10 protein-coding genes and 1 riboswitch are annotated in these 13,336 nt (G+C 40.7%); of the genes, 7 read left to right on the plus strand and 3 right to left on the minus strand.

The genetic code is table 11. From position 1 onward, the window contains the following. Positions 1-120 precede the first annotated feature (120 nt). The 6 genes from PQ478_RS02700 to PQ478_RS02725 all read left to right on the plus strand — a co-directional run bounded on the left by PQ478_RS02700 (position 121) and on the right by PQ478_RS02725 (position 7,554). On the plus strand, positions 121-876 hold the full coding sequence (locus PQ478_RS02700; protein WP_075683359.1) for a DeoR/GlpR family DNA-binding transcription regulator: 756 nt from the start codon (positions 121-123) through the stop codon (positions 874-876). After that, positions 873-1,787, plus strand: a complete 915-nt coding sequence (gene pfkB, locus PQ478_RS02705) for a 1-phosphofructokinase (RefSeq protein WP_289235764.1) — start codon at positions 873-875, stop codon at positions 1,785-1,787. The genes PQ478_RS02700 and pfkB overlap by 4 nt, the downstream gene beginning before the upstream one ends. Before the next feature lie 27 nt (positions 1,788-1,814). After that, positions 1,815-3,671, plus strand: a complete 1,857-nt coding sequence (locus PQ478_RS02710) for a PTS fructose transporter subunit IIABC (protein ID WP_289235765.1) — start codon at positions 1,815-1,817, stop codon at positions 3,669-3,671. Positions 3,672-3,806: 135 nt separating this feature from the next. Beyond that, on the plus strand, positions 3,807-5,249 hold the full coding sequence (locus PQ478_RS02715; RefSeq protein WP_289236929.1) for an amidase family protein: 1,443 nt from the start codon (positions 3,807-3,809) through the stop codon (positions 5,247-5,249). 64 nt (positions 5,250-5,313) lie between these two features. Continuing rightward, a riboswitch (TPP riboswitch) is annotated at positions 5,314-5,417 on the plus strand. Between the two features lie 63 nt (positions 5,418-5,480). Continuing rightward, positions 5,481-6,044, plus strand: a complete 564-nt coding sequence (thiT, locus tag PQ478_RS02720) for an energy-coupled thiamine transporter ThiT (RefSeq protein WP_012957499.1) — start codon at positions 5,481-5,483, stop codon at positions 6,042-6,044. 112 nt (positions 6,045-6,156) lie between these two features. Next, complete coding sequence (locus PQ478_RS02725; RefSeq protein ID WP_012957500.1) at positions 6,157-7,554, plus strand: Glu/Leu/Phe/Val family dehydrogenase; 1,398 nt, start codon at positions 6,157-6,159, stop codon at positions 7,552-7,554. 46 nt (positions 7,555-7,600) lie between these two features. Here PQ478_RS02725 and PQ478_RS02730 read toward each other — a convergent pair whose 3' ends face one another. Further along, complete coding sequence (locus PQ478_RS02730) at positions 7,601-10,012, minus strand: S8 family serine peptidase (protein WP_289235766.1); 2,412 nt, start codon at positions 10,010-10,012, stop codon at positions 7,601-7,603. 454 nt (positions 10,013-10,466) lie between these two features. Here PQ478_RS02730 and PQ478_RS02735 point away from each other — a divergent pair, with 454 nt between their 5' ends. Continuing rightward, positions 10,467-11,225: a DUF1835 domain-containing protein gene (locus PQ478_RS02735; RefSeq protein ID WP_289235767.1), complete on the plus strand. Its 759-nt coding sequence runs from the start codon at positions 10,467-10,469 to the stop codon at positions 11,223-11,225. A 175-nt stretch (positions 11,226-11,400) separates the two neighbouring features. Here the strand turns inward: PQ478_RS02735 and PQ478_RS02740 are convergent, their stop codons facing one another. Both PQ478_RS02740 and PQ478_RS02745 read right to left on the minus strand, forming a co-directional pair. Next, a complete protein-coding gene (locus tag PQ478_RS02740) occupies positions 11,401-11,637 on the minus strand; it encodes a hypothetical protein (RefSeq protein ID WP_289235768.1) in 237 nt (78 codons plus the stop codon). A 14-nt stretch (positions 11,638-11,651) separates the two neighbouring features. After that, on the minus strand, positions 11,652-13,250 hold the full coding sequence (locus PQ478_RS02745; protein WP_289236930.1) for an ABC1 kinase family protein: 1,599 nt from the start codon (positions 13,248-13,250) through the stop codon (positions 11,652-11,654). Positions 13,251-13,336: the final 86 nt, after the last annotated feature.

A 13,336-nucleotide genomic window follows, 5' to 3' on the forward strand; every position in this document is an offset into this window, starting at 1 on the left:
GTGGTTGCTTTTTTTGTTTAGGTTGATTGATTTTGAACGAATAATTGAATGTTTTTGATTGATTATGAATGAATTTGGTTGTATACTCATAGTAATTACTAACGTAAGAGGTGTTAAACGATGCTTACGATCGAACGTCAAGAAACGATTCTTTCATTGCTGAAAGAGAAAGAAACAATAAAAATTCAAGAAATCGTTGAAATAACAGGGTCTTCTGAGTCCACTATTAGAAGAGATTTAAAGGAACTAGAGCAATCAAAGAAATTAAAGCGCATACATGGCGGTGCGACATTGTTTCAAAAGAAGCTGGTTGAGCCGACTGTAGCAGAAAAAACAATCAAAAACCGTCAAGAAAAGCAGATGATCGCCAAAAAAGCGGCAGACTTGATTGAAGAAGGAGATTGTCTCTTTCTGGATGCTGGTACGAGTACGGTTGAAATGATTCCTTTTCTTAAAGGCAAGGATATCGTCGTTGTCACAAATGGGTTGAATAATATTGCAGAGCTGCTTGAAGCAGAAATTGAAACCCATGTGGTCGGAGGATATGTGAAAAAAGGAACGAGAGCATTTGTTGGACGCGGTGCGATTCAATCATTAAGAGGGTTTCGTTTTGACAAAGCGTTCATTGGTACGAATGGTATAAGCTTGAAAGATGGCTGCACAACGCCCGATCCAGAAGAGGCCTTTATTAAAGAAGAAGCGATCAAGCTTGCTGCCGAAAGCTTTGTGTTGGCAGATCATACGAAGTTTGGTGAAGTATCCTTTTCAAAATTTGCTGATGTGAAAGAAGTCATTATTCTAACAAGTGCCCAAATAGATTCTGAACTGCGTAACCAGATAAGCCAAGCAACGAAAGTAGAGGTATTTCCATCATGATTTATACGATTACACTTAATCCTGCAGTTGATTATTTCTTAGAAGTTGATAATTTTACAGCAGGAGCCGTTAACCGTTCTAACGCCGAAAGAAAAGTTCCTGGCGGTAAGGGAATTAATGTATCTAGAGTATTACAGAGACTCGGACATAAGAGTGAGGCATTAGGGTTTATCGGTGGGTTTACTGGAGATTTCATCGCCTCCTCACTTGAGGCGGAGGCCATTCAGACGAACTTCATTAAAGTTCATGGCGATTCAAGAATCAACGTCAAATTATACAGTGAAACAGAAACCGAGATAAACGGTTCATCCCCAATGATTACGAATGATCATGTGACTCAATTAAAGGGACAGATTGAAGGTCTAAGCGAAGGGGATTTCTTAGTTCTTGCTGGAAGCGTTCCAAGTTCACTTGATGATGACTTATACCAAGTATTAATAGAAGCGGCTAGAGAGCGAGGGGTGTTTGTATGCTTAGATACAAGCGGTGAACCTTTAAGAAAAGCGATAGAAGCTAAACCTTCATTAATTAAACCAAATCATCATGAGCTAGGCGAGCTATTTGGAGTTGAAATTAAAAATATTGATGAGGCACTGCCCTATGTCAGCCAGCTTATTGAAAAAGGAATTGAGTATGTTCTTATCTCTTTTGCAGGTGAAGGAGCACTGCTTGGGACAAAAGAGGGAATTTATTCAGCTGTTCCGCCAAAAGGGAAGGTACAAAATTCAGTAGGTGCTGGAGACTCTACAGTAGCTGGATTTATCACCTCAGTATTAGCAAATTCAACAGATGTAGGAAAGCTTGCTTTTGCAGTGGCGTGCGGAAGTGCTACCGCATTTTCTAAAAGCTTCTGCGAGCTAGAAGATGTGAAGAGATTAAAAGAGAACATTGATATAAAACATATAAAGTAAAAGATCTTAGGGGGAGGGTGATTAGAAATGAGAATATCAGATTTACTAAAAAGTGAAACGATTGTCCTTAATATGAGCGCCACGAAAAAGGGAGAAGCCATTAGTGAGCTGGTGAACTGCTTAGATAAAGCTGGCAGACTATCAAATGCTAAAGAATACAAGCAGGCTATTGAGGCTCGTGAAGCGCAAAGTACAACAGGGATCGGCGAAGGCATTGCGATCCCGCACGCTAAAACGAGTGCAGTCAGCACACCAGCTATTGCTTTTGGCCGCTCCAAAGACGGGGTTGATTATGAAGCATTAGATGGCCAGCCGAGTTATTTATTCTTTATGATTGCCGCATCTGAAGGGGCAAATAATGAGCATCTAGAAACTCTTTCAAGACTTTCAACCTTTTTAATGGATGAAGCATTCCGTGAGCAGTTAATGCAAGCACAAACTAAGGAAGAAATTCTAGCTGCGATTGACCAAAAGGAAAGTGAAGAAAAAGGAGAAGAAGATGGTGAGGATGAAGCCGTTTCTTCAACAGGTATTCAAATCCTCGCTGTTACAGGGTGTCCGACAGGAATTGCTCATACGTATATGGCTGCAGATGCCTTAAAGGAAGAGGCCAAAAAGCAAGGAGTGTCAATTAAAGTAGAAACAAACGGTTCAAGCGGAGTGAAAAACCGTTTATCAGAACAAGAGATTAAAGACGCTAAAGCGATTATTGTTACAGCAGACACGAAGATTGATATGGATCGTTTTGCTGGTAAACCTGTCATCCAAGGGCCGGTAACCGATGGAATTAGACGTCCAAAAGAGCTTATTCAACAAGCCATCGCAGGTGAAGCGCCGATTTATCAAGCTACAGGTGCATCTAACGGTGAGAATAAGGCAGGAGAAGGGACTAAGAAAAACGGATTCTATAAGCACTTAATGAATGGTGTATCAAACATGCTTCCGTTTGTTGTCGGGGGCGGGATCTTAATTGCGATCTCCTTTATGTTCGGTATTGATTCTGATAATCAATTTGCCCAAATGTTAAGTGAGATTGGTGGAGGAAATGCATTCTTCCTGATGATTCCTGTGTTATCTGCTTTTATTGCGATGAGTATTGCTGACCGACCTGGCTTTGCAGCTGGTATGGTAGGGGGATTAATTGCTTTAAATGGTGAAGCTGGTTTCCTAGGCGGATTAATCGCTGGTTTCCTTGCAGGGTACCTGGCTCTCCTTGTGAAGTGGGCGCTAAGAGGGCTGCCGGCTTCTCTCGAAGGAATTCGTACTATCTTATTTTACCCAGTCTTAAACATCTTCTTAACAGGAATGATTATGCTGCTTCTTGTTACTCCGCTTTCTGCCTTTAACACGGGACTTGAAAACTGGTTAGGCGGTATGGGGACAACTAATATGGTCATCCTCGGGTTGATACTCGGAGCAATGATGGCGATTGATATGGGCGGTCCGATTAACAAAGCGGCATTCACGTTCGGTATTGCGATGATTGATGCCGGGAATTTTGGTCCGCATGCTGCTGTCATGGCAGGCGGGATGGTTCCTCCATTAGGTATAGCACTTGCTACAACATTCTTTAAACAGAAGTTTACAAAGCAAGAACGAGAAGCAGGAAAAACAAACTATATTTTAGGCGCATCGTTTATTACAGAAGGGGCGATCCCATTTGCAGCATCAGACCCTGCACGTGTCATCCCAGCTGTTATTACAGGATCGGCTGTAGCAGGTGCTTTGACGGCATTGTTTGGCATCGGTTTAAGAGCACCACACGGCGGAATATTTGTTATTCCGTTAGTGGAAGGCGGGTTCTTGTTATATGGATTAGCGATTTTAATAGGGGCTGTAGTTACGGCTGTTATGTTAGGAGTATTGAAAAAACGGGTTGCATAATGGGCTGCATACAATCAATAATCGAAAGTAGACCAAGGTGATGAGCGCCTTGGTCTATTTTAATTGATATCAGTTGATGAGTTGACTGACATTTCTATATACTTTGTATGAATAATATTGAAATGAGGTCTGATGATGATAGATGACACATGCTTTCTAGAGGCCACGATTGAAGAACTTCAAAGGATGATGGACCTGCAAGAAGTAACAGCAGTTGAACTTACCCGATATTATTTGGCTCGAATCGCAGCTTATGATCAAAAACTTTCTTCCGTCTTAGAGGTTAATCCTGATGCGCTGCATATTGCAGCGGCACTTGATGCAGAAAGAACGCGAACCGGCAAAAGGAGTATGCTGCATGGGATTCCTATCTTACTGAAAGATAATATTGACACGAAAGATAAACTGCATACGAGTGCAGGAGCGCTTGTATTAGAACATTCCTATGCAAAAAAGGACGCTTTTCTTGTTAAGAGATTACGTGAAGCAGGAGCCGTTATTTTAGGGAAAACGAACATGTCAGAGTGGGCCTATTTTATGTCGAGCGAAAATATGCCAAGTGGATATAGTTCAAGAGGGGGGCAGACTGAAAATCCTTATGGAATAGGGAGATTTGATGTAGGCGGCTCAAGTTCAGGATCTGGTTCAGCAATTGCTGCAAACTTTGCGGTTGCAGCAGTAGGAACGGAGACTTCGGGTTCAATTTTAAGTCCCTCTAGTCAAAATAGTATTGTAGGAATTAAACCGACAGTAGGCTTAATTTCAAGATCAGGCATTATCCCGCTTTCACACACGCAAGATACGGCAGGCCCTATGGCAAGAACTGTGAGAGACGCTGTTTATTTATTATGCGGTATGATGGGTAAAGACGATGAGGACCTCATTACATCAGTATGCCCTTTTCAACCAAATCAGCTGTTAAAGGCGTTGAATAACAGCAGTTTACATGAGAAGCGTATAGGTGTTATCCGTGAACATGTGATGGACCTTTTGGGAGAAGAGAAGAGGGAGGTATATGAGACAGCAATAAAACAACTATCCCGCGGTGGGGCAAATGTAATTGAAGATGTGAACATACCTTCTAGTACAAGAAAGTGGTCTTATAACGTTTTAACCTATGAATTTAAAGCAAATGTAAATAAGTATCTCTCAGAGCTTGATTCATCTATGTCTGTCCGTACACTTACTGATATTATCGAGTGGAATGAGAATCATCACGAGAAAGCGTTAAAGTACGGACAGTCATTACTTATTGAGGCAGATAAGACTTCTGGCAAGCTAACAGAAAAAGACTACCTAAAAGCACTGAATGAGGATGCATATTTTTCAGCAACAGAAGGAATAGATGCGGTTTTAAGAGAACATCAACTAGATGTCATCGTGTTTCCAAATAATTTAGGGGCAGCCATCCCTGCTAAAGCCGGCTATCCTTCAATAACTGTACCAGCGGGTTACACAGAGTCAGGTGAACCAGTTGGGATAACATTTACCGCTAAAGCGTGGCAAGAGCCATTATTAATTGAGATCGCAGAAGCATTTGAGAAGCTGACGAAGGCAAGAAAACCGCCATTACTATAATCTGTGTATCGCTAAATGTTACTGTTTATGCTAGACTAAACACTAGATTGCAAAAATAATTTAATAGTTCCACTAGGGGTGTCAGTTTGTCTGACTGAGAGAGGGGAGCCTCAACTCTTATAACCTGATCTAGCTTGTACTAGCGTAGGGAAGTGGTGGCACATTCTATTTAACATTGAATAACTATGTGTACATGACATCCCCTCCGTGGAAACGAAAGGGGATTTTTTTATGAATCGTGAACGTTTAACGATTATGATTGAAATAGCTGTTATGGCAGGACTTGCACTTGTCTTAAGCTTTGTTAAATTTGGCGCGCTATGGGCGATGGGCGGTTCGATCTCTCTTGTGATGGTTCCTATCTTTCTTCTAGCCTTCCGCCGAGGATTAAAAGTTGGACTGTTAACAGGCCTCCTCGTTGGTTTACTAGGGCTCGTAACAGGACCGACAATTGTCCATCCTGTTCAGTTGGTGCTCGACTATCCGCTTGCTTTTATGGTGTTAGGATTTGCGGGGCTATTTGCTTCAAGGCAGGCAGTTCCTAAATTAAGCTATATAGTTCTTGGTTTAGTGTTAGCTACTGTATTGCGTTTCTTAAGTCATTTTGCTTCCGGGGTCATTTGGTTTGGCCAATATGCACCGGATGGAATGAACCCAAGTGTCTATTCTTTTCTATATAACCTTTCGTACCTGCTTCCGGAAATGCTCATTACCTTGGCCATCATTTTATTTTTGGCAAGGTCTTACTCACAATTTTTTAAAGCAGGTAAAACAAGTACAGGGTTATCATCTTAATAATTATCAGACCTCCCGAATTTTGGGAGGTCTTTTTTGTGGTTAAGAAAGGGTTTTCCAGCCAGCATTTAGGGAATAAGTAGTATAGAAGCAGATTTTGGGAGGGGATAATGTGAAGCGAACTGAAACACAAGCCTTAATTGAAACGGTGATGAGTGACTTAGCTGAGCGCAGCAGTTTTTTAGGCATTGAAGATGATGAAAAGAGAAGATTCGTTTGTGGATCGGCAAAAGAAATCCTAAAAACAACGGATAAAGTAATTAAAAGCTACATACGAGTATCTACTGAGAAAGATGGTATTGTGCGGATTCCGGCATACCGGGTGCAGCACAATAATATTAGCGGCTTCTATAAAGGCGGTATTCGTTTTAGTGAATTTGTCAATGAAGCAGAAGTTGAAAATCTAGCTATACTTATGACCTTGAAAAATGCCTTGCACAGACTTCCGTACGGCGGGGCAAAAGGCGGAGTTCATGTAGACCCGCGCAAATTCACAGATAAAGAATTAAACTTAATTAGTAAAAAATATGTCCAGCGTTTTTCTCGTGATATTGGCCCAAATCATGATATCCCGGCACCAGACTTGGGCACAAATGAGAAAATTGTTGATTGGATGGTAGGAGAATTCAAGACAATCCACCCAGGTGAACCGTATTTAGGATCATTCACAGGGAAAAGCGTAGAGAATGGCGGAGCACGTGGAAGACGGGAAGCGACGGGAAGAGGGACCTTTTTAAGTTATTCTTGGCTTCTAGATCAATGGTCAGGCACTCACGCAAACGGAACAGATATTAATCGTCATAAACAATGGGATACTTTAAAAACATTGAGACAGCAGGCAGAAGATGGAAAGGCCATTCGTGTCGCTGTCCAAGGCTTTGGTAACGTGGGAGGAGTGGCAGCTCTTGAAGCTTACCAATATATGAAATATAATCATCAAGTAGTTGCGGTATCTGATCGTTTTACTACTCTCTATCATGAAGATGGTCTTGATGTGAAAAAGCTGATCGAGTATACAAAGAACGGACGCGACCTTCCGTCCAATCGAGAGCAGCTTCTAGAAGCAGGGGTTACCGCTCAAGTAAAGCCTGTTGAGGACGTGTTAACCATTGACACAGATGTATTAATTCTTGCTGCGATTGAAGATCAAATTCATCAAGATAATATGGAAGAGGTTAAAGCGAAAGTGCTGATAGAAGGAGCGAATGCACCGATTTCACTAGAAGCAGATGATTACTTCGAACGTGAAGGCACGGTTGTTATTCCAGATATTTTGGCCAATGCAGGCGGTGTTATTGTGTCTTACTTAGAATGGAAACAAAGCCGGGTGACAGAGTTATTTACCGAAGAAGAAATCATTGAAAATATGTCCAAACAAATGATAGAAACCTTAAAAAATGTCTATGATACGTATTTTTCATCAGTCGGTCAAACGATGAGGACGACCTGCTTTACGTTGTCACTAGAAAGATTGACAAGTCTTTTATACCGTCACGGTAAATTGTTTTAAAGGTAATAAAAAGGCTGACTCTTATCACAGAGTCAGCCTTTTAAAATTATTCTACTGTAAATACATCGCCATACGAATAATCAGTTTTACCTGCTTTCGTTGAGAAGGCAACAAGACGATATTTCCCTGGAGCTAATGCTTCACCATTAATCGTTAAATCATAAGTAAAATCATAATATCCAGCACCAATATTTGTATCGACGAATGCACTGCCTACTGGAGATTGTAACGTTTCAGTAAATACCCAGAATTCTATTTCCTCAGCGCCGCCTGGTACATAAGCTGAACCAACTAGATCACCAGTTCCAGGGTTAGTGTTGTAAGCAAGTGAAGTGATACGAGGATAGTCTGGTTCTTTTACGAAAAGAATAGTCGGCACCTCATATGAATTAGAACCGTCGCTTACCACAATTGTTCCCGGATAGTAACCAGGGTCAAGCTTACTCACATCTACTTGAACATTAAAGTTTACTTTTTGTGAGCGATTAGGCTGTACGCGTAAATTGTTACTTGTGTTTACTTTGATTGCTTCTGAACCTTTTTCAAATTGAACATCAAATGAATAGGCTTTACGCTCATTTGATAAATTGTTGATTGTGAAATGTTGACGCTCTGTTTGCTTTCCTTTTGTTTTATCAAATACACCAAATGAGTGGCTTCCAGGAGTGATAAGTGTCTTTGTTTCAATTGCATCAAGTACACGGATGCTTCCTGCCCCTTGTGTATTATGAGGGTAGAGTTTTCCGTTCGCATCATATAAGTTTTCTGCTGTATTCATTAAACTTGCTTTAACAGCATCTACTCCCCAGTTAGGGTTCGCTTCAAGAATAAGTGCTGCTGCACCTGCCACGTGAGGAGCTGCCATACTTGTACCTTGAAGTGCTGCATAACCATGCGGGTTATCTGCTTGGTGAGTAGGAACTGTACTTGTAATATTGACACCAGGTGCTGATACGTCAGGCTTAATCATCCATGTATCCATAACAGGACCGCGAGATGAGAAGTCAGCAACTGTTTCTCCAACCATCTTATCAAATTCGATTGAGAAACTTACTGTATTAAAGCCGTCTTTAACGCCTTCACGCATTGCTACGCCATCAGCGTTTGATAACATAATTGTTGGAACGGCCATACCAGGAACTTCTGGCATTGCGCCATCTACGTTATTGAAAATAATTGCTCCAACAGCTCCTGCTGCTTTCGCATTTTCAGCTTTTTCTACAAATGGATATTCACCGCGTACGATTAAAGCAATTTTGCCATCAACGTCTAAATTATTAAAATCAGATGCAGCACCAAGTCCAGCATAAACAAATTCAAACTCTTCTCCGTCTAATGCTAATAACTCTTCAACCGTTGAGAAGCCCATCACTTTTGCACTATCAAACTCTTGATCAGAGCCAGTTGAAATGTCTGCACTGTATACTTCGTAAGGCAAGCGAGTTGCGCCTACAGAGATTGCTTCACGAGAAGTACCAGGAGAACCTACAGTCCAGTTGTTAGGACCGCTGTTTCCGTTTGATGTAACAGCAACAACACCTTCAGCCATTGCCCAGTCAAGTGCGATACTTGTTGCCCAATCAGGGTTATTTAAAGAATTTCCTAATGATAGATTCATAACATCTGCACCGTCTTGAACGGCACGCTCGATACCTGCTACAACATTTTCAGTTGTTCCGCTTCCGCCTGGTCCAAGAACGCGGTATCCAAGAAGTGTAGCATCTGGTGCGACACCTTTAATTAGACCGTTAGCAGCAACTGTTCCAGCAACGTGCGTTCCGTGGTTTGTTTGACGGCCGCGCGGGTCACCTGGAGGTGTTTCTTGTGGGTCATCATTGTTATCAACAAAGTCCCATCCTTTGTAATCGCCGAATGCATGTGCAAGATCAGGGTGAGTATAATCGACACCTGTATCAATTACAGCAACCGTTACGCCTTCACCAGTAAAACCTGCATCCCATGCATCGTTTGAACCGATATGTGGAGCACTGTCAAGCATTGCCGGACTGTATGCATCCTCTTCAATCATAAATCCTTCATCAATCGTTGTCGTTTTGTATTCAACATCAGGATAGATTGCTTTAACTCCTGGGATTGTAAGAAGGTTTGGAATTTCGTTTCCTTTTAACTCTACAGCAAATCCAGAGAAGATATACTCGTATTCTTGTCCGATTTTACTAGAAGCTGTTTCCTTCAACACATTGTTTTTAACTTGATCACGCTTTGTTTTTAAATTTTGTTTTGTTTGGTTTTTACCTTTGTGCTTTGCTTCTACAATTGATTCTTCTTCTAACTCAACAATAACCGTTGTAGGAGCAGATGATTTGGTATCAATCTCTCCCATAATTTCTGCAAGAGGTGTATTCGTCTGATTAGCAAGAGATGCTGTGCCGAAACTAGTAAGAGCTAAGGCCAACACTAATGTATAAATGACGAACGATTGGAAGGTTCGTTTCATGTAATAGATCATCTCCTTAGATTAAGTAGAAAATAGTCGCTTTCTGGTGGGATCCTGCACAAGAACGCAATTATTTTCGTTGTAATGGCAATATTCTATTAATTTTTACATATTCCTTCATGATTTCTCTAAATTGAGTCTTAGTTCCTTATGTTGTAAAAAATGCTTAAAAATGAGGCGAGTGGTACTAAAGACACATATAGAAAACCCATTTAATTCAATCAATAATTACCTGAATTGATCAAAACTATTAGTATACTAATATTATGAATGAGTATTCAGTTATGGGTTTAAAGCACTATTTTGTTTAGAGACGGTAATATTTAGTGAATAAAATATTTTAAAATACGAAATTTTTTTAGAGGAGCAGGGAGTTGGAGGGGATGAAATACGCATGCTATCCTTAAAGGTATCAATGACATCGTAATAACGATAAGAAAGGGAGGAGTTTTCTATGGTCCACATCCTTTTTTCTCATGCAGCGAAAGCAACGTTCACTCAAGCGTTCGAAGATATAATCTTGCCTTTTTCCGGAGAGGTATTTGTATTCGAACCTTATTTACAAATTGGTAATCTTTCAGATGAGGATCTAAGGCTAAAGCAGCTTAGCCAAGTGTTTGGAACAAAGAGCGATCAAAGTGAGCGAGAAGCGTTAAAGAACATGTTAAACGAACAAGTAGATACTATTATTAACCTAATAAGCCAACAAGAAAAAGTAATTGTTTGGCTTGGTGAAGAAGCGGCGGATGAGCTGGCGTTTATGTATCTGCTTTCTAAAGTAGAACTAGCTCGAGGTAGTTTTTCTTTGCAGGTCAACAGGGTAAGGGGGCCATTATTAGTTCGGGAGCTGCCGCCTGAGCGGTTGGAAGCTCATTTTAACCCGGTAGAACTAACGAATGATGCACTCTCCCAGCTTCAAAAGACATGGGAACTGGTAAAAGAAAAAGAAAGCGATCTGAGAGTGCGGCAGGCAGACTTTATCTTTGAACATCATTCATTTCATCACTATGATCCCATCATTTTATCGAATATAAAAGATAAAGATATAGATGAAGCGGCTGCTTTAGTCGGAGAGATGTATGGAAAAGTTCCTCATCTGCCGTTTCCATTTTTTCTATGGAGATTATATGTGATGCATGACATGAAGTTAATCGATTGGATAGAGAAGGGTGACAAGCAGCCAATGTCCGGTAAGGTTCTGTTGAGATCCTAGAAGAGAAGTGATTGCGTGAGACCGAGGGTGGTTCTTGTTTGACGGGGAAAGCAGTTGTATGATTCCACCCTTTTTACGCGTCAGTGTGAGCGGGAATAGTATAGCTTCGGCGAGAAATTGTGCCACCCCACATAAAGAAACAAAGAGCTGCTCAACTAAAGCAGCTCTCCATCATCTATGGTTGCTTACTATATCTGTTCCAGAATGTGAGAATCCATGAGAATGGAAAGGGGAGTTTATAGCCTGCCTTTTCGAATTGACGAAGCAAGTTGATAAAAGCTCCGCCAATACGGCGGTGTTTGCGTAACTCATCTTCATCAGCACGAACCGTAACGCGGTAGCCATCTTCCAAACCTTCAATTTTAATCTCCTTTGCACCAACCTTTTCTGTCGTTTCTAGCTTCTTTTGCATGAAAATTCCTCCTGTTAAAGTCTTTTGCTTGCTACATAAAAAGAAATTCCACCGATGACCAAAGGAATACTGCTCCCAATCAACAATGCAGTATGATCAAAAAATAAAGCTGTCAAGATTCCAATCAAGCCGATTAACGTAAATAGAAATGAATAATGTCTCGACCATTTTAGTCTCTCGTGTTCTCTATTTTCCCTATGCTGCTTTTCTTGAAGTTCTCGGTATAATTTTGGTTCATCAAGGAGTGCATCCAGTTTGCTAGGGAACCTCAATATAGGAGCTCCATACTTTCTGAGGCAATGAGAGAAGGATGAGTATTCATCCTTCTCTCGGTTTCGTTCTAACCAATCAAGGACAATCGGCTTACCTAATTCGAATAGATCCAATTTAGGATCTATACTGTATAATACTCCAGTTAAAGTTGAGACAGCTCTGCCAAGAAAAGCGAATTCACTAGGCATTTGAACAGGTAGATCTTTAAGCAGCAGCCTGAAATCTCCTAATAGCTGGTTCATAACGTCCTCGTCCCAGCCATTAATATTTGCTGTGAGAGCTACATCTAGAAATTGGCGGATCATTCTTTCTATCTGCTGTTTATCTGCATTCGGCAAAAGGAAGCGTAAACGTTCAAGTGAGTCAACAACTTGGCTGTAATCATCTATTACAAGGGCTTCTACGAGAGTTTGCAGCTCCTTGCTATCTTCTTTTTTGATAGCAGCTACCATTCCAAAGTCAATTAAAACAATTGTCCCATCCTCTTTTAGCAGGATATTACCGGGATGAGGGTCTGCGTGGAAAATTCCTTCTTGTAATAATTGATCAAGAAAAATAGTCAGGATTCGCTTAGCAAGCTCTTCTTTTAAGTAAGGAATGACTTCGATTTGTTCTGTATTGATTACGCTTTTGCCATCTATCCATTCCATGACTAGAACCTTAGCGGTTGTTAGTTCGTTGTTAAATGCAGGGATGTGTACATGATCAGAGTTTGCATATCTTTCTTTAAAAATAAGACCATTTTTTAATTCTTGCTTAAAGTCGAGTTCTGCCGTTATCACTCGTTTTATTTCATTAAATAAACGTGTTGTATCCACCGTTTTTCCTATGATGGTAAATCGGCCAGTTAACCTCATGACAATGGATAAAGCCTTAAGGTCTGCTTTGATTAATTTAGAAATGGTTGGGCGCTGGACTTTAATGGCCGCTGTTTCTCCTGTTTTTAGAGTAGCTTTGTATACTTGTCCAATGGAAGCAGAAGCTATAGGTTCTTTTGTAAGAGATTGAAGAACATTTTCATAAGAGGTGCCCCATTCTTTTTCTAGGACTTTTTTAGTTTGAGTCCATGGAACGGGGGGAACATGATCTATTAAATCGGCCAATTCTTTTAAGAAGACTTCTGGGAGGAGATCGGCACGAGCAGCAAGGAATTGTCCTAGTTTAATAAGCAAGCCCTCAAGTTTTAAAGCTGTTTGCTTATATTCTCGTGCTTGCTGGTGCAGGAGGCTGTTCCACTTCTCTTCATCCCAGTGGTTTTGATGCTTTCTTTGGAATCGGATAATTTGTAGGAAGAACTTTATACTCATGAAGACGATCGTGAACATTCGATAAATAGGCATGTTTTTCACAGCATGAATCACCTTCAGTTTTAATTTTATTATACATGTTGTATAATGATTGTGCACATATAAGACCTTATGTTAGG

Origin of the sequence: Alkalihalophilus pseudofirmus (assembly GCF_029094545.1) — a bacterium.
Taxonomy (GTDB): Bacteria; Bacillota; Bacilli; order Bacillales; family Bacillaceae_D; genus Alkalihalophilus; species Alkalihalophilus pseudofirmus.